Raw genomic sequence first — 22,342 nt, forward strand, 5'->3', positions numbered from 1 at the left:
AGAAAACAACAACGGTGAGCGCGCCAGAGACGCAGAAGGGTGTCACGGTGGCTGAGCAGGAGACGACTGACACGGTCGTGGTCGTGGGGCTGGGACGCTTCGGCGGGGCGGTCGCCGAGTCGCTGGTCAATCTCGGTCACGAGGTGCTCGGCATCGATTCCGATCCGCGGATCGTGCAGGACTGGTCGGACCGGCTCACGCACGTCGTCGAGGCCGACGCCACCGACACCGACGCGCTTCGGCAGCTGGGCGTGCAGGAATTCTCGCGGGCCGTGGTGGGGATCGGCACCAACCTGGAGACGAGTGTGCTCACCGTGCTCACCCTCGCCGAGATCGGGGTGAGCGAGATCTGGGCGAAGGCGACCAGCGCCAAACACGGGCAGATCCTGTCCCGGGTCGGGGCGCGGCACGTCATCTTCCCCGAGTCGGAGATGGGTGAGCGGGTCGCGCACCTGATCACCGGCCGGATGCTCGACTACATCGAGTTCGACGACGGCTTCGCCATCGCGAAGGTGCGGGCGCCACGCGACGCGGTGGGGCGGTCGCTCGCCGACCTCGGGCTGCGATCGACATGGGGCATCACCGTGGTGGGAACGAAGGTGCCGGGCGAGGACTTCACGTACGCGGTCCCGGAGACGGTCATCCCCGACGGCGGCTGCATCCTCATCGTGGCCGGCGAGACGTCCAAAGTGGAGCAGTTCGCCGCGGTGACCGGCTGACCTGCCAGAACCGGCGGGAGCCGGCGGGATGCCCGCGGGATGCCGGCCCCGGTTCAGATGTCGACCGAGAAGCCGCCCTTGGCCTTCTCGGTGGCCGCGGACGGTGCCGGCTTCGCCCGCTCCTTCCTTCGGCCGCCCGCGGGCGACGGGGACGAGGACGGCGAGGACGGCGAGGTGGAGGAAGCCGAGGAGGAAGTGGAGGGCGATTCGGCCGTGGACGGGGAGGTCACGGCCCCGAGGACTTCGGCCTGGCACGGGTGTCCGTCGAGCGCGAACGTCAACGGCAGCGGGTTGGTCGCGCGGTAGCTGCCCGTCAGCGTCACGGTCAGTGAGCGACCCGGGCGGAGCTTGGCGCCGTTCTTCGGGCGGAGCACCACCTTGCGGCCGCGTTGGGAGAGCCGCTTCGGGGCTTCGGTGAGGCGCTGGCCTCCGGTGAACGTGAACTCGAGCCGCCAGGCCGTCAGCACGTGTTCGCCCGTGTTCACCACGGTCAGTTGCGCGCCGAAGTCCGTACCCGTGTCGCGCTGGACCTGGTAGCGGACCTTGCAGCCGGTGCCGTGCGGGACCACCGACCCGGGTCCGGTGCCCGCCGCCGCGGCCTGCGCCGTCGCGACCTCCTCCGGTTCGCGGGTGGACGACCAGACCAGGCCGACCGCCGCGACCAGCACCAGCGTCGCGACCGCCGCCTGCACGCGATGCCGGGCGGCGAGGACCGCTTGGCCGAGCCGGCCGCCGGTGAGCAGGTCGCGAACCAGGACGCCGCCGCGGAAAAGACCGCCGCCGAGCGGTATCGGGCCGCCGACGCGCAGCGCACGGGCGAGCCGGAGACCCGTACGCAGGCGCAGGCGGCGCCGGGACGACGAGTGGGGGCCCGGGTGCGGTGACGGACGGAAGCCCGCCAGCGCGGGGACCACTCCCCCGGCGGCTGCCGGCGGGATGATCGGTTGGAGGCCGACCAGGGCCGCCAGCGTGGTCGCGACCTCGTCCGCGCGCGGGCGGAGCTCCGGCTGCTTGGCCAGGCAGCGCAGGCACAGGTCGGCCACCTGCGCCGGCATGCCGGGCAGGTCGGGTACGGGTTCCGGGTCGGCGTAGAGGTGCGCGCGCAACGCTTCGGTGGTGCTTCCTGCGGGCCACGGGAGCCGGCCCGTCAGCAGCCGGTACAGCAGCAGGCCGAGGGCGTACACGTCGGCGGCGGGGGCGACCGGGCCGCCGCCGAGCCGTTCCGGCGCCAGGTACGCGGGGGTGCCCAGCAGGCTGCCGTCGGGTGCCGCGTCGCGCTGCCCGGTGAGCGCCGAGATGCCGAAGTCGACCACCTTGGCGCCGGCGCCGGTCAGCATCACGTTGGCCGGGGTGACGTCGCGGTGCACGATGCCGCGGGCGTGTGCCGTGGCCAGGGCGGACGCGACCTCCGCGGCGATCGTGACGGCCTCGCGCCACGGCAACGGGCCGTCCCGGCGCAGGCGGGCGGAGACGGGCTCGCCGTCGTTGAGTTCCATCACCACGTACGGCACGTGGTGGTGCTCGCCGAAGTCGAACACCCCGGTGATGTGCGGGTGGCACAGCCGGGCCGCGGCGAGCGCCTCCTGCCGCAGCCGGGTACGGGACGACGGCTCGGCGGCGAGGTGCGCGGAGAGCAGCTTCACCGCCACCGGGCGGCCGAGGACCTCGTCGTGGCCGCGCCACACGATCGACATCCCGCCGGTGCCGAGCCGTTCGATCAGGCGGTAGCGGCCACCGACGTGCCCGTGCTCGCCGCCCGCCGCCCGCCACCCCATGTGCCGATTGTGGCCCGAGGGACGGGCTGGTCACCGGCGTCTGCGGAAACCGGCCGGAGCCGCCGAGGTGGTCTGACCGGCGGCACGCTCTTTGCCCGATTTCCACCCAGCGATCAGCAGGCGGGCAACCGACCCACCCAGCGATCAGCCGGCGGGCAACCGACCCACCGGGATCAGCCGGCGAGCACATTGATCCACCGGGATCAGCCGGCGAGCAACTGGTCCACCGGGGCGTAGTCGTCGGTCAGCACCCGGGCGCCGCCCACGAACGTGTCGAGTGCCGCACCGGACACCAGTTCGACCGGCTCGTCCACCAGGTCCAGGTGGCTGCGGATCTCCTCGAGCGGCAGCGGCGACGGGGACGCCACGATGACGAAGTTCGCGCCGATCTTCCCGTCCAGCGCGTCCTTCGGGGCGATCAGCGCCACGTGCGGGAAGACGGCGGCGACCGTGGCGAGTTCGGCGCGGATGAACCGGTCGGGCGGGTAGTCGATGACGTTCTGGGCGTACATGCCGCCGGGACGCAGGACCCGGGCGATGTCTGCGGCCATCTCCCGGGTGGCGAGGTGCCACGGGACCACGAGGTGGCCGAACGCGTCGCCCACCACCAGGTCGTAGGCGCCGGTGGGCTGCGCGGCGAGGCCCACGCGCGCGTCGCCCACGCGTACCCGCAGGTCCGGGCCCGTGGTCAGGCCCAGCTCGCGCCGGTCGAGGTCGACCAGGCCGCCGTCGAGCTCGAGGACGACCTGCTTGCTGCCGGGCCGGGTGTGCGCGACGTATTTCGGTACGGTGAAGCCGCCGCCGCCCAGGTGCAGCGCGTCGATCGGGGCGCCCCCGGTCTTCTGGATGTCGACGAGGGCGCCGAGCCACTGCACGTACGCGAACTCGAGGTGCGTGGGGTCGTCCAGGTCGACGTACGAGTGCCGCGCCGAGTTGAGGATCAGCGTCCGCCCGCCGGGCACCCGGGGATCGGCGTCGACGCGGGCGCAGTGGTACGCGGTCTCCACGTCGCACGGCGTCGGCGCGGAGGCGCCCAGCCCGGAGCCGACGAGCCCGACCGTGACGAGCACCGCCCGGGTACGCGGCCTGCCCGGCACCGCGAGCGCGGGGTCGCGCCGGCGCAGCCACCAGCCCAGCCCGAACCCGGCGACGGCGAGCAGCCCGGCGAGCGTGAGGATGATCCAGCTGCTGGGCATCGCGGCGACGAAGATGAAGCCGGTGCCGAGCGTCGCGGTGATCGCGCCGAGCGTGCCGAAGCTGGACAGCCGGCCGACCACCTCCCCGGTCCGCCGCAGGTCGCCGAGCTGCAGTTTCACCGTCAGCGGCGTGATCGCGGCGAGCAGGAACGCGGGCAGGAACACGGCCATCGCCGCGAGCAGCAGGACCGCCGGGGCTGCCCCGCCGCGCAGGATCTCGCCTCCCCAGCGGACCAGCGGCAGGGTGAGCGCCGTGGTGATCGCACCGAGCAGCAGGGCGGGGGCGAGCAGGATCCGCGGGTCGTAACGGTCGGCGAGGCGGCCGCCGAGCCAGGTGCCGTACGCGATGGCCGCCAGCGAGATGCCGATGACCGAGCTGCTCACCTGCAGGGTCACGCCGACGTACGGCCCGACCAGCCGCAACGCGACGATCTCCAGGACCAGCACGGCCCCGCTGGCGAAGAAGACGAGCGCGGTGGCGAGGCCGGACGGCAGTGCGCGCGGAGCGGCGGGTTCCATCGGCGGAATGCTACCGACGGAACCTGAGGTCACAGGATGGACAGGTGCACGTGGTTGGTGTGTGTCGCCGCCGGCCCGCCGGAGCCGCTGTACGCCCGCCAGCCCAGCCCCGGTTGCCAGATCTGGCGGTACCAGATCACGTACATCACGCCCAGGCGGCTGGCGTTCTTCACGAAGTACGCCGCGAGGTTGTTGCCGTAGGTGCGGTCGCCGCCGCTCGCGTTGACGTTCTCGAAGCCGCCGGCCGCCGCGGAGAAGTCGCAGGCCCGCCCCTTGGGGTGCTCGCCGGAGGAGCGTTCGCTGAAGCAGGAGGTGTACCGCTTGAACCCTGCCGCCCGGGCCTGCTGGTACGCGTTGAGCAGCCGCGGCGTGATGCAGCCGGAGGTGGTGGGGTCGTTGACCGTGCAGGACTCCCGCGGCCAGGAGCCGTCGGAGTTGCGGGGCGCGGGCTTGGCCAGCGGCGAGTTGGCGTTGACGAAGCCGCCGGCCACCGCGCCGCCGCCGGCCGCGGCCAGGGCGCTCTCGGCCTGCTTCTTCTTCCTGGCCATCACCGTGACCTGCTTCTGCTGCTCTTTGATCTCCAGCTCGATGGCCCTGGTCGCCTTCTCGGCGATGGTCACGGCGTCCTGGTACTCGGTGAGGGCGCGCGCGTCGACCTGCGCCATCTGCTCGAGCCGCAGCGCCCGCTCCATGAACGTGTCCGGCGTGCTCGCGTTGAGCAGCAGCGACATCGTGTTGAAGCGGCCCTGCCGGTAGGAGCGGCCGGCCACCTCGCGAACCCGGCCCCGCAAACCGGCGGCCTTCTCCTGCGCCTGCTGGAGGACGGCCTTGAGCTGCACCTGACGTTTCTTGGACGCGTCGAGCTTCTGCTTGGCCTCGACGTGGCCCTTCGCCGCCGATTCGAGCTGCTCGCGCAGGGTCTTCGAGCCGCCCTCGGGGTCGGGCGCCGCCTGCGCGGCCGGGGCCGCCACGAGCAGCACGAGGAGCGCCGCCAGCAGGGCGAGTGCAGGCTGTGCCCGGCGCAGGTAAGTCGCCGCCACGATCTACCTCCCAAGTGGTGAGCGCGGTGACTCTACCCCGATCACCCGGGTCAAGGCAGATCGATCATGTCGCCGAATATCCACCGTCGACGAAGAGTGTCTGGCCGGTCACCGCAGCGCTCGCGGAACTCGCCAGGTAAACGACACAACCAGCGAAATCCCCGGGTACGCCGTTCCGCCCGATCATGGTCCGCCGGGCGTGGGCGGCGACCTTCTCCGGGTCGGCGAACACCGGCTCGGTCAACGGGGTGTGCACGACCCCCGGCGCGACGGCGTTGCACGTGACGCCGCGGCCCGACCAGGCCTCCGCCTGCGACCGGGTGAGCCCGACCAGGCCGGCCTTCGCGGCCCCGTACGCGCCGCTGTTGCCGTACGCCCGGAACGCCTGCTGGGAGACGACGTTGATGATGCGGCCCCACCCCCGCGCCGCCATCGCCGGGCCGAAGCGCTGCCCGAGCAGGAAGGGCGCCGTCAGGTTCGCGGCGAGCGTGACGTCCCAGTCCTCGTCGGTCAGCTCGTCCATCGGCGGCCGCCGGTTCACCGCCGCGGCGTTGACCAGGATGTCCACGCCCTCGTACCCGGCGACCCGCGCGACGTCCGTCCGGTCCGCGAGATCCGCCGTGACGGTCTCCACCGCGACGCCGTCCGCGGCAAGCTCGGCGGCGGTGTCGCGCAGCGGCTCCGGTCGCCGCGCGACCAGCACCACCCGCGCGCCCGCCCGGCCCAGCGCACCCGCCATCGCGCGGCCGATCCCGGAACTGCCGCCGGTCACCATCGCGGTCCGGCCGCCCAGCCCGAAAAGTTCATCGAGGTACGAACCCATGCGGGCACCCTAATATCGAAAAGATGGCGTACACCGAGGCATTTCCCGTGATGACCGTCTCCGACCTGCCCGCCGCCCTCGCCTTCTACCGTGACCAGATCGGCTGCACCGAGGAGTACAGGTTCCCCGAGGAGGGCGAGCCGGCCTTCGTGACGCTGACCCTCGGCACCAGCCGGCTCTCCCTCGCCGCGGGCGACACGGCCGGCTTCGACCTCTGCATCTACGCCGACGACTGCGACGCGGCTGCGCAGCAATTGCGTGCGGCGGGCGCGGAGGTGCTCGAGGAGCCGTCCGACCAGCCTTGGGGCGAGCGGATGGCCCGCCTCCGCGATCCCTCGGGGCACCGCATCCTGCTCATGAGCACCCTCGACGACGCCTGACCGGGCGGGCGCGGGGGCCGGTGCGGCGGCTCCGATCGTGGCATCATGCTGGCCGTGCCTGTCTCTCGTCGTACCGTGCTCGGCGCCGGCCTGACCGCCGCCCTCGCCGGCTGCGCGCCGCAGCGGTCCGCACCCACCTGGGGTGAGCCGGCCGCCGACCGGGTCGCGGTCGCGCCGTCGAAGTCGGTGGCGGCCAGGAGCCAGCCCGTGCAGCGGGTGCACGACACGCTCACGAAGTACCTCAAGCCGACCTCGGACAACCCGAAGCACCCCGGGTACGCCGGCGCGGTCGCGCTCGTGACGGTCGACGGGAAGACGACGCTGCACACCGCCGTCGGCCACGCCCTGCGCTACAAGGCCGGCCCGGTCGAGCTCGCCGCCGCCAAGCGGGTCGCGATGCGCAAGGACTCGATCTTCGACCTGGCCTCGCTCACCAAGGTCTACACCGCCCTGCTCGTGCTGCAGCTCGCCGACCAGGGCGAGGTCGACCTGGACTCGCCGCTGCAGCGCTACCTTCCGGACTTCACGGGTACGGGCAAAGACAAGATCACCATCGCCCAGCTGCTGGCACACACCTCCGGCCTGCCGGTCGGCGCGAAGGTCACCGGGCTGCCGGACAACACCGCCCGCTGGAAGGCGGTGATGACCACGCCGATGATCCGGGGCGCCGTCCCGGGCGAGGTCTTCCGCTACTCCAGCGTCGGGCTGATGGTGCTCGGCCGGCTCGTCGAGAAGCTCACCGGCAAGAGCCTCGACCGGGCCGTCCGCGACAACCTCACCACCCCGCTCGGCCTGAAGGACACCGGCTTCCGGCCGCTCACCTGGGTCGCCGACAAGCAGCGCCTGGTCGCCACCGACGCACGGTCGTCCCGCGGGCTGCTGCGCGGCACGGTCCACGACGACGTCGCCAACCACCTCGGCGGGGTCGCCGGGCACGCCGGTCTCTTCGGTACGGCCCGGGACGTCGCCGTGATCGGCCAGCTCATGCTCAACGGCGGCACGTACGGCGGCAAGCGGCTGCTCTCCGCCGAGGTGCTGCAGCGGGCCCTCACCAACGTCAACAAGGGCAAGAAGGCGATCGACGCCGAGCGCCCGACCCGTACGGCGGACCACGGCCTCGGCTTCGAGCTGAACCAGCCGTGGTTCATGGGCCGGCTGGCGTCGCCGACGAGCTTCGGGCACACCGGCTTCACCGGCACCAGCCTGCTCGTGGTGCCCGCCCGCCGGATGGTGGTCGTGCTGCTCACCAACCGGGCGCACCCCAACTGGAGCTGGTCCAACCCGGACACCCACCGGGTGGCCGTGCACAACGCCCTGGTGTGAGGCGCTACGGCAGCAACGTGCCGCGGACCGTGTGCCAGATGTCGTCGTTCGCCGCGACCAGCAGGCCGCGCTCGCTGTCGGTCGGCCGGTAGATCCCGCCGTCGAGGTGCAGGGCCGTGCCGCCGGCCTCGCTCAGGATCAGCGTGCCCGGGGTGTGGTCCCACGGCAGGATGCGCCAGAAGACCGCGAACTGCTGCTCGTCGGTGGCCACGGACGGGTACTCGTACCCGGCGCAGTGGTGGCCGCCGGTAACGGTGCCCAGCTTGCCCGCGTTCTCGTCGATGCCCGCGCGCAGGTCGTCCGGGAAGTAGTTGCGCGAGATCATGCCGGTGAGGCTCGCGGCGCCCGGGTCGTCGGTCCGGGTCTTCAGGCGTACGCCGTCCTGGAACGCCCCGGCGCCGGCCTCCGCCACCGTCATCCGGTCCGCGACCACGTCGAGGATCCACGACGCCGCCGGTTCGCCGTCGCGCAGCAGCGCCACCATCACGGCGAACGGCGCCTTGCCCGCGGCGAAGTTGTTCGTCCCGTCGACCGGGTCGACGATCCACACCGCGCCCGCGTCGCCCACCCGCTCCAGCACCGCCGGGTCCGCGGCCACCGCCTCCTCGCCCACCACGGCCGAGCCGGGCAGCAGCGCGGTCAGGCCGGCGGTCAGCGCCCGCTCGGACTCCTGGTCGGCGATGGTCACCAGGTCGCCGGGCGACTTCTCGTGCACCTCGTCGTCCGCGAGCCCTCGCCAGCGCGGCAGCACGATCGTCTGCGCCACCTCGCGGATCAGGCCGGTGACCCGGTCCAGCATGTCGTCACGCACGCGGTGGCAGCTTCACGACGCTGACGAAGAACTCGTCGATCTGGCGGATCACCGCGATGAACCGCTCGAAGTCCACCGGCTTGGTCACGTACGCGTTCGCGTGCAGCTGGTAGCTGCGCAGGATGTCCTCGTCGGCCTGCGAGGTGGTGAGCACGACGACCGGGATGCGGCCCAGGTCCTCGTCCTTCTTGATCTCGGCGAGCACCTCCCGGCCGTCGCGGCGCGGCAGGTTGAGGTCGAGCAGGATCAGGTCCGGGCGGACGGCGCCCTCGTACTGCCCCTCGCGCCGCAGATAGGCCAGCGCCTCGGCGCCGTCGGAGACGACCGTGAGCCGGTTGCGGACCTTGTGCTCCTCGAACGCCTCCTGCGTCATGAGCACGTCGCCTGGGTCGTCCTCGACGAGCAGCACCTCGATCGGCGTCCCGTCCTGGCGAATTGCACCGGTCATGTGGTGACCTCTTTCACTTTCTCCTGCACGGGGACGCCGGCGAGCAGCGGCAACGTGAACCAGATCGACGTACCCTCCTCGACCTCGAGGTCCAGCCAGATCCGCCCGCCATGGTATTCGACGATCTTCTTGACGATGGCCAGCCCGATGCCGGTGCCCTCGTACGCATCCCGCCCGTGCAGCCGCTGGAAGATGACGAAGACCTTGTCGGCGAACTCGGCCTCGATGCCGATGCCGTTGTCCCGGACGTTGATCTTCCACTCCTCGCCGTCCTGCCCGCCGCTCACCCGGATCACCGGTGGCACGTCCGGGCGGCGGAACTTCAGCGAGTTGCCGATGAGGTTGACGAACAGCGTCGTGAGCAGCGGCTCCTCGCCCTCCACGGTGGGCAGGTCGGACCAGCTGATCTCGGCGTCCTCGCCGGCGCGCGGCTCGAGCTGCGACTTCACCTCGGTCATCACCCGGTTCAGGTCGACGTCGGTGAAGCCCGAGGTGAGCCGGCCGATCCGGGAGAACGCGAGCAGGTCGTTGATCAGCCGCTGCATGCGCTGCGCGCCGTCGACCGCGAACCCGATGTACTGGTCGGCCCGCTCGTCGAGCTTGCCCTCGTAACGGCGCTGCAGCAGCTGGCAGAAGCTGGCGACCTTGCGCAGCGGCTCCTGCAGGTCGTGCGAGGCGACGTACGCGAACTGCTCCAGGTCGCGGTTGGACCGGGTCAGCTCGTCCGCCTGCTGCTTGAGCTGGTCGTTGACCCATTCGATCTGCTGGCGGGCCTCGCGTACCTCGGTGAGCTCCGCGGCGATCTGCCGCCGCATGCCGTCCACGTCGCCGGCCAGCTCGCGCAGCTCGGGCGAGCCGGTGCTCTCGATGTGCTTGTCGTAGTCGCCGTCGGCGACCTCGCGCACCTGCTGCGCCAGCTCGGTGACCGGGCGGCTGACGAGGCGGTCCAGCAGCAGCATCAACGCCGCCCCCGCGATGATGATGACCGCCGCGGCGGCGATCTGGATCGCGACCATGCGCTTGCTGGCGTCCTTGGCGTCGGCCGCCGACCGGTCCCGCAGCACGCCGATGTCGTTCTGCATCTTCTCGACGGCCCCGCGCAGGGCCTCGAACTCGGTGGTGCTGCCGGCCTCGATCAGCGCCCGCCCGGCCTCGGGCCCCTGGGTGCGGACGGCGTTGAGGATCGGGTCGGCCACGGCGACGTGCCAGGCATCCGAGCGCCGGCGCACCTCGGCGACGTCCGCGCGGATCTTGTCCTCCAGCGCGCCCGACCGCAGCAGGCCGTTGATCAGGTCCACCTCGGCGCGCTCGGCCTCGAGCCCCTCCCGGTACGGCTTGAGGTTCTCGTCCTTGCCGGCGATCGCGTACCCGCGGATGCCGGTCTCCTGGTCGACCAGCGCGGTGTTCAGCCGCTCGCCGCCCGCCCGCATCGGGCTGGCGCGGTTGACCACGTCGTCGAGCCGGCGGTTGCTGCTGGTGGCCGTGAAGGCCGCGATGACGCCGAGCACGGCGAGCGCCAGGCCCACGGTCACGCACAGCGCGAGCACCCGCCGGCGCAGGGTCCAGCTGTCCACGTTCAGCAGGCTCATCGCCCGCCGCCGCGGGAGATCAGCAGCATCGCCACGTCGTCGGCGAGCGGGCCGCCGTTGGCCTGCTCGGCTCGCCCGACCAGCCATGCCGGCAGCGCGGCCAGCGGCACGTCGTGAGCGACCGGCTCGGCGAGCAGGCCGCAGAGCCCCTCGACGTCGAGGCGCTCGTTGCCGACGCCGGTGTGGCCCTCGATCAGTCCGTCGGTGTACATCAACAGGGACCAGTCATCGCCGCTGAACTCCACGTCGGTCGCGGGGGTGGGGGTGGGGCGCACGCCGAGCACGATGCCCGTCCGCGCGGTCACCGGCCCGGTCTTGCCGCCGGCCAGCAGCACGGGCGGCGGATGGCCGGCCAGGCGTACGGTGGCGCGGTTCCCGGCGAGATCGATCGAGACCATCGCGACCGTGGCGAACACCTCGCGCGCCCGCCGCTCGGTCATGAGCACCTGCTCCAAGGAGGCCAGGACCTGCTCCTCGGGGACGCCGGCGAGGACCAGCGCCCGCCACGCCACCCGCAGCTCCACGCCGAGGGCCGCCTCGTCGACGCCGTGCCCGCAGACGTCGCCGACGATGACGTGCAGCTTCTCGGAGCCCGCCTGGACGACGTCGAAGAAGTCACCGCCGAGCAGGCCCATCGCCCGCCCGGAGCGGTAGAACGTGTGCACGGCCACCTCGGTGGTCTGCATGAGCGGCTGGGGCAGCAGGCCTCGCTCGAGGCGGGCCGACTCGGCCTGGCGCAGCTCGACCTCGCGCAGCCGCTGCGCGTTCTCGTCGGCGCGCTTGCGCTCCACGGCGTAGCGCAGCGCGCGTACCAGCAGGACGCCGTCGACCTGGCCCTTGACCAGGTAGTCCTGGGCCCCCTCGGCGACCGCCTGGACGCCCAGGTGCTCGTCGGAGCGGCCGGTCAGCACGCACACCGCGGCGCTGCCGGCGACGGCGAGCAGCTTGCGCAGCCCGTCGATGCCCTCCGCGTCGGGCAGGCCCAGGTCGAGCAGCACGCACTGGATGCCCCGCAGCATCGGGCGGGCCTCGCGCAGGCTCGTGGCGACCTGCACGTCGAAGGAGGCGCCGGCCTCGGCGAGCAGCTCCTGGACGAGGAAGGCGTCGCCCTCGTCGTCCTCGACGAGCAGGACGCGCAGGCGCTCGGGTGCCTTCATCCGCGGGGGCGGCGGGGCGAGTTCGGTCACGGTGTCACCCGGCCCGGCGCCGGGCCTTGGGCTGCACCCGGAACCGCGGCATCGGCTCGGCTGGGACGGTTGATGGCTCGACTCCTTCGGCGGGCATGACCCGCTGATCGTCCACCACGGGTCCGGACGGCACAACACCACCCACCCCCGGGGACATCCCGGCGGTCGTGTGCGGGGCGGCGTTCACGCGGGCGGACCGTACGAGGGATCCTCCGCGACCCGCCGGGCGTGGCGCGCGATGACCTCGCCGAGGATGCCGTGCAGGCGCCCGCAGTCCCGGCAGTGCAGGTTCTCGTCGAGCTGCCGGCTGCCGCACCCGATGCACAGGCCGCGGTCCTCGGGATCCCGGTACGCCTCGAGCGCCCGGCACAGCGCCCGCACGACGTGGTCGCCGAGCTGGAACGTCACGTCGCCGAGGGCCGTACGCAGCCCGAGCACGGCGACCGCTCCCGCCTCCGGTGCCGGGTCGTACGGTGCCACCCGCCCGACGAAATCGGCGAGGACGGCGGCGGGGTCGATCGGGGCTGTCACGGGGACAAAGTTATGCCACCGGGCCGTAAGATCGCCCGGCCAGGGTGACGAGCGTGCGGGGGTGTGTCTGTGGGCGTGCCGAGCGTCGAAGCCGCGGACCGGGCGCTGGCCCGCCCCGCTCGCCGGGGCTGGGCGGCGCTCGTCGCGGTCCTGCTCCTGACCGCGGTCGGCGCGCTGGCGCTGCAGAGCGTGCATCCCCCGGCGGCCCGTCCCGCCGACGCCCCCGCCGCGCAGTTCAGTGCGGGCCGCGCCTTCGCGCACGTCCAGGCGCTCGCGACGCAGCCGCACGTGGCCGGCAGCGCGGCCAACGACGCCGCCCGTGAGCACGTCCTGAGCACGCTGCGCGGCCTCGGCCTGAACCCCGAGGTGCAGGACACGGTGTCGGTGCAGGGCAGCGAGCTGTCCTCGAGCGCCGGCGGCATCGGCCTCGCCCGGGTCCGCAACGTGGTCGCGCTCTGGCCCGGTACGGCCTCCACCGGCCGCATCTTCCTGGTGGCGCACTACGACTCGGTGCAGACCGGTCCGGGCGGCAACGACGACGCGGCGGGCACGTCGGCGATCCTGGAGGCGGCCCGCGCGCTCACCAGCGGCCCGCGCCTGCGCAACGACGTCGTGTTCGTGCTGACCGACGCCGAGGAGGCCTGCCTGTGCGGCGCGAAGGCGTTCGTGGACCAGCACCCGCTGGCCCGGGACGGCGGCGTCGTGCTCAACCTGGAGGCGCGCGGCAGCACCGGCCCGGCGATCATGTTCGAGACCGCCGCCCGCAACGCGGGGCTGGTGAGCGTCTTCGCCCACGCGGCCCACCCGGTGGGTACGTCGTTCGCCGTCGAGGTGTACCGGCTGCTGCCCAACGACACCGACTTCACGGCGTTCCGGGAGAAGGGCTTCACCGGGCTGAACTCGGCGTACATCGACGGGGCGGCGGTCTACCACACGCCGCTGGACACGCCCGGGGCGATGAACCGGGACAGCCTGCAGCACCACGGCGACAACGTCCTGTCCCTCACCCGTGAGCTGGGCAATCGCGACCTGCCCGGGCTCCGGTCGGGCGGTGACGCCACGTACTTCACGGTGCCGGGCGCACTGGTGCACTACCCGGGCTCGTGGACCTGGCCCCTGGCCGTCCTGGCGCTGGTCGCGGTGCTCGTGCTGGCCTGGCTCTCGCGCCGCCGCCGGCTGGCGTCCGCACCCCGGCAGATCGCCGCCGCCGGCCTCACCCTCGTGCCGGTCCTGGCCGCCCCGGTACTCGCCCAGCTGCTCTGGTCGCTGGTGAAGATCATGCGTCCGGGGTACGCCGAAATGCCGATCGACCCGTACCGCCCGTGGGGGTACAGGCTGGCCGTGGTGGCCCTGACCGCGGCCGTGGTGTTCGCCTGGTACGCCCTCCTGCGCCGCCGGATCGGCCCGGCCGCCCTGGCCGTCGCGGGCCTGTTCTGGCCGGCGCTGATCGGCGTCCTCCTGGCCGCACTCGCCCCCGGCGGTTCCTACCTCACCGCGCTGCCGGCGCTCGCCGCGGCGCTCGCGGGCATCGCGGCGATCCTGCTACGCCGCAGGTTCGCGGCCGCCCTCGTGCTGACCGTCGGCGGCTGCGTCGCAGTGGTCATCCTGCTGCCGACGCTCGTCATGTTCTTCCCGGCGCTGGGCATGAACCTGGCGGGCTCCGGCGCCTTCATCGCGACGCTGCTCGCCCTCGCGCTGCTGCCGATCGTCGACCTGCTGCACCCCCGGGCCGGCGGTCAGCGCGGCATGGACGCGCTGCGCGCCCGCCGTCGCGCCGCCCTGCCCACGGTGGCGGCACTCGTCGCGACGGTCGTGGCCGTGGCGGTGGGCCTGTCCGTGGACCGCTTCGACCGGGCCCACCCGGCGCCCACCCACCTGATGTACGCGCTCGACGCGGACACCGGCCGGGCCCGCTGGCTGAGCGCGTCGGGCACGCCCAACCACTGGACGGGGCGCTACGTCGGCGACAAGCCGGCCGCCGTCACCGACACCCTCCCGGCGTTCGGCCCGGAGAAGCTGCTCTCGGGCCCCGCTCAGCCCGCCGATCTGCCGGCGCCCGCGGTCACCAAGGTCTCCGACACGACCGGGGGCACCGACCGTACGGTCACCCTGCGGGTCACGCCGCAGCGCCCGGTGCGGCTGGTGACGCTGCACGTGGCCGCGGACGCCCAGGTCACGAGCGCGACGGTGGGCGGCCGGCAGGTGCCGGTGGACCGTACGGCGGGCGGCGTGTGGGGCTTCGGCTTCGTCTTCCACGGCCCGCCCCCGGCCGGCGTGGACGTCGTGCTGACCGTACGCGCCGGAGCGCCGCTGCGGGTTCGCGCAATGGACGCGAGCGACGGCCTGTCCGCGCTGCCCGGCTTCCAGGCCCGTCCGGCGGCGGTGGGGGTCGTGGGCTCGCACAGCTCGGAGATGCTGGCGGTCGCGAAGACCTACACGTTCTGAAGCCGCTACCGTCCCCGGCCCCGGCGTCCGGTGGGCGCGTCGTGGCGGAAGTGCACGAACAGCCGTCCCCAGTTGTCGCCGTCCTTCTCGACGCGGTGGTACAGCTGCTTCACGTCCTTCTGGTCGAGGAAGCGCAGCACCTTCTTCTTCAGCGCGCCGCTGCCCTTGCCCGGGATGATCTCGACCAGCGAGGCCTTCTTCTGGATCGCCTCGTCGATGATGCCGCGCAGCGCCTTGTCGATCTCGGTGCCCTTGTTGAAGATGTCGTGGAGATCCAGCTTGAGCTTCACGTCGGCAGCCTACTCAGCGCCGTACGCGGTCCGGCCGCCGTTCTTGCCGACCCACGTCTCGACCCGGCGCAGCGCGGTCTCGTAGTCGTCGTGCCGCTTCATCGCCGCCGCCAGCCGCAGGTGGGGCAGCGCCTCACTGAAACGGCCGGCCCTCTCCAGGGTCCGGCCGAGCACGTGGTGCGCGTAGTGGTCCGATGGGTCACGGTCGATCAGCGCTCTCAGCTGGGCCTCCGCACCGGCGAGCTGCGCCGAGTTGAAGTACGCCCGGGCGAGCAGCTGGCGGACGGCGGTGTTGTGCGGCTCCGCCTCCACGATCGGCTCGAGCATCCGGGCCGCACCGAGCGGGTCGCCGGACTCGAAGACGAAGGTGGCCCTGCGGTACTCCTCCAGAAGATCCATGAACCCGCTCCCCACGCTCGCGCCGCTCACTGTGACCAACGCTGGCACAACTTGAGGCGAACGGCGAGTGTTCCCCGGCTCCGCTTTACCGACAATTCACCCCATTCAGCAAGCTCCCACCCAGCACAATGCCGTAGTGGGGGACTTCCCGGCCCATCTCGTCCAGGCGCCCGTACGCCCGCCGCCCGCACGCGCCAAGGCGGCCGTGATCGGGCTCGTCACGCTGACCATGTGCCTCTTCCTGGCGGGCGCCACGCCCCGGCCACCGCTGACCTCCGCGGCGTTCGCGATCCCCGGCATGCAGGCGCTCGGCGCCCCGCCGGCCGGTCCGTCCTGGGCGCCCGCACCCCGCCTCGGCCGCGGGCTGGCGAGCGTCGCGACCGCCCGGGGCCGCACCTTCGCCCTGCACACCGCGTCCGGCGACATGACGTTCCTGCCCGGGGTCAACCTGGGCAGCACCACGCCGGGCCATCAGCCGGGCGAACTGTCGATCTCCGCCGGGCAGTACCGCACGTGGTTCGCGGCGATGGGCTGGCTCGGCATCCGGGTGCTGCGGATCTACACCATCCACCCGCCCGCCTTCTATCAGGAGCTCGCCCGCTACAACCGCGGCAACCCGGACCGGCCCCTCTACCTCATGCAGGGCGTGTACCCACCGGACGAGTCCTACGCCGAGAAGGGCGACCTCTACGACCGCGGTGTGACCACGGCGTTCCGCGAGGAGATCCGGGACGCGAGCGCGGCCGTACGCGGCCGGCTGACCCGCGACCCCCGCCCGGGCCGGGCCGCCGGCACCTGGGACACCGACGTGACCCCGTGGCTCGCCGGGTGGATCGTGGGGCTGGAGGTGGACCCGTCCGGCGGCCACCGCTCCGACCTGCGCAACCGCGACGCTCCCCCGGTCCGCGGCCGGTACTTCCGCAGCACCGCCCAGGCCTCGCCCACCGAGCGCTGGCTGGCCGCCCGGATGGACGAGCTGGCGGCGTACGAGGCGGCGCAGGGGCTCAGCCAGCCGATCGCCTTCGTGAACTGGCCGACGACCGACCCGTTGCGGCACCCGGAGGAACCCCTCGACACCGAGGACCTGCTGCAGATCGACGCCAACCACGTGCTGCCCACTGCGCAGTGGCCGGCCGGGACCTTCGCCAGCTATCACGCGTACCCGTACTACCCGGACTTCCAGCGGCACGAGCCGGCGCTGCAGCGCTACCACTACAACGGCCGGGCCGACCCGTACGCGGGATATCTCGCAGCCCTGCGCCGCCACCACCGCGACATGCCCACGGTGATCACCGAGTTCGGCGTGCCGTCGTCGATCGGGTCGGCGCACAACGGCCCGCTCGGGCGCTCCCAGGGTGACCACAGCGAGCGCGAGGCGATGCGGATCGACGCGGAGCTGCTTCGGCTCATCAAGGACCAGGGCCTGTCCGGCGGGTTCGTCTTCGGCTGGGTGGACGAGTGGTTCAAGTTCACCTGGAACACCATCGAGCACCAGGTCGCGGAGCGCCGCCAGCTGTGGCACGACCCGCTGACGAACGAGCAGCACTTCGGGCTCATCGCGATGGACGCGGCCGGCTCACCGGACGCCGCCGCGGAGTACCTGCTCGACGACGAGTCGGCCTGGCCGGCGCGGCGGGTCACCGCACGGGTCGACGAGTCCTTCGTCCAGCTGCGGATCCGGCTGGGGACGCCGGCGCCGAACGCGCTCACGGTCGGCTTCGACGTGCTTCCCGCCCTGACCGGGCCACCCGCGCCGGGCACCGGCAACCGCGAGGCGGACGCCGCGTTCGTGCTGGACCCGATCGCTCGCACCGGGCAGGCGTACCTGCGCAGCCGGCTCGACCCGATGCCGCTGGACTACGCCGTCCCGCTCGGGCGGCGCGGGCCGGCGCCGGAGGGCTGGCGGCGCTTCGAGCTGATCGTCAACCGGGACCTGCGGGTCCCGACGACCGGCGAGCGGCTGCCCGCCGAGATCCAGAACGCGGGCCTGCTGCGGTACGGCACCCCGGACGAGGACAGCCGCAACCTCTGGTACCGCGACGGCGACGACCTCGTCGTACGCGTGCCGTGGGCGATGCTCGGGTACGCCGACCCGTCCCGGCACACGGTGGGCGTGCCGGGGAAGGGGCTGACGACCCAGGTCAGCCCGGGCATCGGCGTGTCCGTGTCGGCGTCCGGCACGGACCAGACCGCCGGGCACGTGACGTGGACCAACTGGAACCGCGTGTACTACGCCGAGCGGCTGAAGGCCGGCGCCGGGCAGTTCCGCGACGCCGCGTTCGAGGTCACGGCTTCTTGACGAGCAGGGCGACCAGGCCGCCGCCGAGCAGCATCGTGCCGATGGAGAGCAGCGCCACCGGGCTCAGCCCGGTGACCGGCAGCCCGCCGCCCTCGCCTGGCTGCAACTCGCGCGGCGGCGCCGACGGGTACGCCGATCCGGACGGTTCCGGGGCGACCTCGGACGGCGCGGCGGTCACGTAGTCGCTGATCGTCAGGCCGTCCCGGGTGCGTACGACCACCGCCACGTCGTACGTGCGGCCGTTGCGCAGCCCCAGCACCTCGCAGCCGGACGCCGTGGCGACGGTCAGCACGCACCCGGAGGCGTAGTCCGCGGTCGCCGCCCAGAAGAACTCGAACGGTCCGGAGCCGAGGTCGGCCGGGGGGTGCCAGGAGATCCGCAGGCCGCCGTCGAGGGCGCGTACCTGCACACCGGTGGCCGCGCCGGGCGGGCGCGGCAGTCCCCCGACCCGTACGGGCACACCGTCCGCACCCCAGCAGGACACGTACCCCTCGACGCCGACGCCGCACGCGCGGTCAGCCCCCACGTCGAGGTCCCGCATCCTGCCGTCGACGCCGCTGCGCTCGCCGTCCGTCGTCCAGCAGGACGCGCGCCCCTCACGGTCGACGCCACAGACGCGGTCGCCCGCGGCGCTGATGCGGTCGAGCTCCGCCCCGCCGGTGTCCAGCCTCGCTCCGCCGCAGGACGCGCGCCCGTCGGTGTCGAGGAAGCACGCCCGCTTGCCCGCGACCGCGACCTGGCGCGCCCGTCGCGCCTCGGCGATCCGTGCCGGCGCCTCACCCGAGGACCAGCAGTACGCCGCTCCCCCGGCGGTGGCAGCGCACGTGGTGTTCCCGCCGGCGGCGATGTCGACGATCGGGCCGGCGATGCCGGTGACCCGTACGGGCGCCGCCGAGCCGTCACCCCAGCACCAGGCGGCGCCCTCGTCGTCGACCGCACAGGTGTGCCGGGCGCCCGTGGCGACCTGCACGATCAGGTGGCCGTCGAGCCCGGTGACCTCGGCCGGCTCGTCGCGGTCCCCTGCCGTGCCGGTCCCCAGCTGGCCCGCGGAGTCGTCCCCCCAGCAGTACGCGTTCCCGTCCGCGCCGACCGCGCAGGTGTGCGCCCGTCCCGCGTCGACCTGCACCGCGGTCCGGAAGGCGAACACCGCCTGCCCGCCGGCGTGCGTGCTGGTTCCGTCGCCGAGCTGCCCGGACGAGTCGTCGCCCCAGCAGTAGACGTCGCCGAGGCTGGTGACCGTGCAGGAGTGCGCTCCGCCGGCGGCGACGACACCTTCGCTCACGCCGGCGGCGCGCAGGTCGTCCGCGCTGACGCCGGCCGGGTACGGTGCGTCCGCTGCGGCCGGCGCCGCTGTCAGGGCGACCATGGCGAGCGCGGCGAGCGCCGTTCCGATCCGGTGTCGCACCCGTGTGTCTCCGCTCCGCCGCCCGATACAACGCGGGCAATTATGCGGAGTATCAAGCGTTTAGTCCGATTCCGACACACCCGCGGCGGGCACCTCGGCGAGCACGGTGCTGCTGCGGATCGTGTCGGCGGCGCTCAGTGTCGAGAAGCCGACCTGCTCACCGGCGCCGAGCCGGGTCACGAGCTGCGGGCCGGGCCCGAACGCGGCCGCCACCGCCAGCACCGCGGCCACCGCGGCGCCGACCGCACGCCGCTGGGCCGTCCGGAGGGGGAAACGGGTGATCGTCATGTCCGTCATGCCACTCAGGTTCCCGGCCGGCACCGTCACCGAGCTGTGCGAACTCCGTGGCGTGCCTGTGGGCCGGACCCACAGGTGCTACACAGGAAGCGGAAAGGCGCGGCAAAGCGTCGCCCGCCACAGTGGGGACATGACGATGGCGAACGCAGACCCCAGCAGCGAGCTCCGCCGGCCCGACGGCGGCCCGGTCCGCGTCCTCGTGGTCGACGACGAGCCCACCCTGGCGGAGCTGCTCTCCATGGCGCTGCGGTACGAGGGCTGGGACGTCCGCAGCGCGGGCGACGGGCTGACGGCCGTACGCACCGCGCGCGACTTCCGCCCGGACGCCGTGGTGCTCGACATGATGCTCCCGGACATCGACGGCCTCGAGGTGCTGCGCCGGCTGCGCGGCGAGACGCCCGAGGTCCCGGTGCTGTTCCTGACCGCGAAGGACTCCGTCGAGGACCGCGTCACCGGCCTCACCGCGGGCGGCGACGACTACGTGACGAAGCCGTTCAGCCTGGAGGAGGTCGTGGCCCGGCTGCGCGGGCTGATGCGCCGCATGGGTCATTCCCCGATGCGCACGGAGTCCCAGCTCGTCGTCGGCGACCTCACCCTCGACGAGGACAGCCACGAGGTACGCCGCGGCGGCGACCTGGTCACGCTGACCGCCACGGAGTTCGAGCTGCTGCGCTACCTCATGCGCAACCCCCGCCGGGTGCTCAGCAAGAGCCAGATCCTCGACCGGGTGTGGAACTACGACTTCGGCGGCCAGGCGAACGTGGTCGAGCTCTACATCTCGTACCTGCGCAAGAAGATCGACGCCGGCCGGGCCCCGATGATCCACACGATGCGCGGCGCGGGCTACGTGCTGAAGCCGGCGGACTGACGTGCCCGCCGCCGTCACCACCCACCCGGCCCGCTGGCGCTCCCCGGCGGGCTGGTCGCTGCGGACCCGGCTCATCGCGATCATGGTGGTGCTGCTGACGGTCCTCGGCCTGGTCGTCGGCGCCACCGCCGAGATCTACCTGCACAACACCCTCTACAAGCGCCTCGACACCCAGCTCCAGGAGACGGCGGGCCGGGCGCAGAAGCGGCCGAGCTTCCCCGGCGGCGAGCCGCACCTCGGCGGCGGCCAGTTCAGCGGCCGGGTGCCGCCCGGCGCCCGGGCCGACTCGATCTTCCTCAACCTCACCGCCGGCGGCGGCGTGGACGGCGGCATGGTCACGCTGCGCTCCGACGCCGAGGGCTACTACGACTACCAGTACGAACGCCTGCCCGACGAGACCGTCAGCCGGCTGGGCTCGGTGACACCGGACAACGATCCGCGCGACCTCGATCTCGGCGAGCTCGGTGACTACCGCGTCGTCTCCACGACCACCCAGGACGGCGTCGTCGTCGCGGCGCTCCCGCTGAAGGAGACCGATCAGACGCTGCTGGCCGTCGCGCTGGTCACCGGCGGGGCGGTGCTGCTCGCGCTGGTGGCCGCCGGGTGGGCCGGAGCGGTGATCATCCGCCGTACGCTCAAGCCGTTGAACCGGGTCGCGGCGACCGCGACCCGCGTCTCCGAGCTGGAGCTGGACCGCGGCGAGGTGGACCTGGCCCAGCGGGTGCCCGAGGCCGACACCGACCCGCGCACCGAGGTCGGCGCCGTCGGCGCCGCGCTGAACCGGATGCTCGACCACGTCGGCAACGCGCTGGAGGCGCGGCACGCCAGCGAGATGCAGGTACGTCAGTTCGTCGCCGACGCGAGCCACGAGCTGCGCACCCCGCTGGCGGCGATCCGCGGCTACGCCGAGCTGAGCCGCCGCAGCCGCCAGCCGGTGCCCGACGAGATCGGCCACGTGCTGGGCCGGGTGGAGTCCGAGGCGAAGCGGATGACCGCGCTGGTCGAGGACCTGCTGCTGCTGGCCCGGCTGGACGCGGGACGGCCGCTGGCGCACGACCCGGTCGACCTGACGATGCTGGTCGTCAACGCGGTGAGCGACGCGCACGCGGCGGGTCCGCGCCACGACTGGCAGCTGGACCTGCCGGAGGAGCCGGTCACGGTCACCGGCGACGAGCAGCGCCTGCACCAGGTGCTGGCGAACTTGCTGGCCAACGCCCGGACGCACACGCCGGAGGGCACGACCGTGACGGTCGGCGTCGGGCAGGAGGACGGCACGGCGGTGATCCGGGTGACCGACGCCGGGCCGGGCATCCCGCGGGAGTTGCAGCCGAAGATCTTCGAACGGTTCGCGCGCGGGGACAGCTCGCGCTCGCGGGCGGCGGGCAGTACGGGCCTCGGCCTGTCGATCGTGCACGCGGTGGTGAGCGCGCACGGCGGCACGGTCGGCGTGGACAGCGTCCCGGGCCGTACAGAGTTCACGGTCCGGCTGCCGGCGAGCCCGCAGCTACAGGCCCCGCCGGAGCCCGTCCATGAGTACGTCACGCAGGTCGTCCAGTAGCGCACCGGCCGCGTCGCCGTCGGAGACGTGCAGTTCGAGCGGAACCGATTCGCGGTCACGGCCCACGAGCACGTCCAGGGCGCACAGCGCGCGGCCGGCCAGTTCGCCGGTCACGCCGGGCACCGCCGCGGCGCGCAGCCGGTCGTCCAGCCAGGGCCGGCCCTGGGCGCCGGGCAGCCCCGCGGCGACCGCCGCGATCGCCGCCAGCGCCTGCGCCGGCGGAATGTCGCCGAGCAGGATCTGCGGCGTCTCCCAGACCCGCAGGACCACCAGGGAGACCGCCTGGTGCCGCTCGGCCGGGGAGAGCTCGGCCAGACCCTCCAGGAGGTACGGCGCGCTCGCGTTGTTCATGCGTCTCATGTCAGCACACGCAACTTGCATGTGCCCATACCCCGGCTGACGGACATCGCGCGACAGCGATGGGCTACGATGACGGCGTG

General features: G+C 73.1%; 21 protein-coding genes. 7 read left to right on the top strand and 14 right to left on the bottom strand.

Annotated features, from left to right (window positions below; genetic code table 11):
• The first annotated feature begins 47 nt into the window (after positions 1-47).
• Entirely contained in the window at positions 48-719 is a 672-nt protein-coding gene (locus COUCH_RS35715; RefSeq protein ID WP_249609543.1) for a potassium channel family protein, read from the top strand.
• 53 nt (positions 720-772) lie between these two features.
• Here COUCH_RS35715 and COUCH_RS35720 read toward each other — a convergent pair whose 3' ends face one another.
• From COUCH_RS35720 to COUCH_RS35735, 4 genes are all read right to left on the bottom strand, one after another.
• Positions 773-2,494, bottom strand: coding sequence for a serine/threonine-protein kinase (locus tag COUCH_RS35720; RefSeq protein ID WP_249609544.1), 1,722 nt, complete (start codon positions 2,492-2,494; stop codon positions 773-775).
• Between the two features lie 203 nt (positions 2,495-2,697).
• Positions 2,698-4,209, bottom strand: a complete 1,512-nt coding sequence (locus COUCH_RS35725) for a fused MFS/spermidine synthase (RefSeq protein WP_249609545.1) — start codon at positions 4,207-4,209, stop codon at positions 2,698-2,700.
• A gap of 29 nt (positions 4,210-4,238) precedes the next feature.
• A complete protein-coding gene (locus tag COUCH_RS35730; protein ID WP_249609546.1) occupies positions 4,239-5,249 on the bottom strand; it encodes a coiled-coil domain-containing protein in 1,011 nt (336 codons plus the stop codon).
• Between the two features lie 64 nt (positions 5,250-5,313).
• Positions 5,314-6,072: an SDR family NAD(P)-dependent oxidoreductase gene (locus COUCH_RS35735; RefSeq protein ID WP_249609547.1), complete on the bottom strand. Its 759-nt coding sequence runs from the start codon at positions 6,070-6,072 to the stop codon at positions 5,314-5,316.
• Between the two features lie 23 nt (positions 6,073-6,095).
• Between COUCH_RS35735 and COUCH_RS35740 the strand changes: the two genes are divergently transcribed.
• Positions 6,096-6,452, top strand: a complete 357-nt coding sequence (locus tag COUCH_RS35740) for a VOC family protein (protein WP_249609548.1) — start codon at positions 6,096-6,098, stop codon at positions 6,450-6,452.
• A gap of 45 nt (positions 6,453-6,497) precedes the next feature.
• Positions 6,498-7,775 carry a serine hydrolase domain-containing protein gene (locus tag COUCH_RS35745; protein WP_249609549.1) on the top strand — a complete coding sequence of 426 codons (1,278 nt, stop codon included), beginning with the start codon at positions 6,498-6,500 and terminating at the stop codon, positions 7,773-7,775.
• A 4-nt stretch (positions 7,776-7,779) separates the two neighbouring features.
• On the opposite strand, the gene COUCH_RS35750 is transcribed toward COUCH_RS35745, so the two are convergent.
• From COUCH_RS35750 to COUCH_RS35770, 5 genes are all read right to left on the bottom strand, one after another.
• Complete coding sequence (locus tag COUCH_RS35750) at positions 7,780-8,586, bottom strand: inositol monophosphatase family protein (RefSeq protein ID WP_430640853.1); 807 nt, start codon at positions 8,584-8,586, stop codon at positions 7,780-7,782.
• Positions 8,579-9,034, bottom strand: coding sequence for a response regulator (locus tag COUCH_RS35755; protein ID WP_249609550.1), 456 nt, complete (start codon positions 9,032-9,034; stop codon positions 8,579-8,581). The genes COUCH_RS35750 and COUCH_RS35755 overlap by 8 nt, the downstream gene beginning before the upstream one ends.
• Positions 9,031-10,623 (bottom strand): sensor histidine kinase, encoded by a 1,593-nt coding sequence (locus COUCH_RS35760; RefSeq protein ID WP_249609551.1) that lies wholly within the window; start codon positions 10,621-10,623, stop codon positions 9,031-9,033. The genes COUCH_RS35755 and COUCH_RS35760 overlap by 4 nt, the downstream gene beginning before the upstream one ends.
• Positions 10,620-11,780, bottom strand: a complete 1,161-nt coding sequence (locus COUCH_RS35765) for a PP2C family protein-serine/threonine phosphatase (protein WP_249613918.1) — start codon at positions 11,778-11,780, stop codon at positions 10,620-10,622. Before COUCH_RS35765 ends, COUCH_RS35760 begins: the two co-directional genes overlap by 4 nt.
• A 213-nt stretch (positions 11,781-11,993) precedes the next feature.
• Positions 11,994-12,341, bottom strand: a complete 348-nt coding sequence (locus COUCH_RS35770) for a hypothetical protein (protein WP_199515208.1) — start codon at positions 12,339-12,341, stop codon at positions 11,994-11,996.
• A gap of 69 nt (positions 12,342-12,410) precedes the next feature.
• Between COUCH_RS35770 and COUCH_RS35775 the strand changes: the two genes are divergently transcribed.
• Positions 12,411-14,786 (top strand): M28 family peptidase, encoded by a 2,376-nt coding sequence (locus COUCH_RS35775; protein ID WP_249609552.1) that lies wholly within the window; start codon positions 12,411-12,413, stop codon positions 14,784-14,786.
• Between the two features lie 5 nt (positions 14,787-14,791).
• Here the strand turns inward: COUCH_RS35775 and COUCH_RS35780 are convergent, their stop codons facing one another.
• Positions 14,792-15,076: a Smr/MutS family protein gene (locus tag COUCH_RS35780; protein ID WP_249609553.1), complete on the bottom strand. Its 285-nt coding sequence runs from the start codon at positions 15,074-15,076 to the stop codon at positions 14,792-14,794.
• Between the two features lie 9 nt (positions 15,077-15,085).
• Complete coding sequence (locus COUCH_RS35785; protein ID WP_199515205.1) at positions 15,086-15,475, bottom strand: tetratricopeptide repeat protein; 390 nt, start codon at positions 15,473-15,475, stop codon at positions 15,086-15,088.
• A 136-nt stretch (positions 15,476-15,611) separates the two neighbouring features.
• On the opposite strand from COUCH_RS35785, the gene COUCH_RS35790 reads away from it, so the two are divergent.
• Positions 15,612-17,774, top strand: coding sequence for a hypothetical protein (locus tag COUCH_RS35790; RefSeq protein ID WP_249609554.1), 2,163 nt, complete (start codon positions 15,612-15,614; stop codon positions 17,772-17,774).
• Here COUCH_RS35790 and COUCH_RS35795 read toward each other — a convergent pair.
• Both COUCH_RS35795 and COUCH_RS35800 read right to left on the bottom strand, forming a co-directional pair.
• Complete coding sequence (locus tag COUCH_RS35795) at positions 17,761-19,179, bottom strand: RCC1 domain-containing protein (protein WP_249609555.1); 1,419 nt, start codon at positions 19,177-19,179, stop codon at positions 17,761-17,763. The genes COUCH_RS35790 and COUCH_RS35795 overlap by 14 nt on opposite strands.
• 60 nt (positions 19,180-19,239) lie before the next feature.
• Positions 19,240-19,467: a hypothetical protein gene (locus COUCH_RS35800; protein WP_249609556.1), complete on the bottom strand. Its 228-nt coding sequence runs from the start codon at positions 19,465-19,467 to the stop codon at positions 19,240-19,242.
• 139 nt (positions 19,468-19,606) lie between these two features.
• Here COUCH_RS35800 and COUCH_RS35805 point away from each other — a divergent pair, with 139 nt between their 5' ends.
• Together COUCH_RS35805 and COUCH_RS35810 are read left to right on the top strand one after the other, a co-directional pair.
• Positions 19,607-20,344 carry a response regulator transcription factor gene (locus tag COUCH_RS35805; RefSeq protein WP_249609557.1) on the top strand — a complete coding sequence of 246 codons (738 nt, stop codon included), beginning with the start codon at positions 19,607-19,609 and terminating at the stop codon, positions 20,342-20,344.
• Positions 20,345-20,426: 82 nt separating this feature from the next.
• Positions 20,427-21,902 carry a sensor histidine kinase gene (locus COUCH_RS35810; RefSeq protein ID WP_249613919.1) on the top strand — a complete coding sequence of 492 codons (1,476 nt, stop codon included), beginning with the start codon at positions 20,427-20,429 and terminating at the stop codon, positions 21,900-21,902.
• Here the strand turns inward: COUCH_RS35810 and COUCH_RS35815 are convergent.
• Entirely contained in the window at positions 21,849-22,253 is a 405-nt protein-coding gene (locus COUCH_RS35815; protein ID WP_249609558.1) for a hypothetical protein, read from the bottom strand. The two genes, COUCH_RS35810 and COUCH_RS35815, sit on opposite strands and share 54 nt — an antisense overlap.
• Between the last annotated feature and the right edge of the window lie 89 nt (positions 22,254-22,342).

Origin of the sequence: Couchioplanes caeruleus (genome assembly GCF_023499255.1) — a bacterium.
GTDB classification, from domain to species: domain Bacteria; phylum Actinomycetota; class Actinomycetes; order Mycobacteriales; family Micromonosporaceae; genus Actinoplanes; species Actinoplanes caeruleus_A.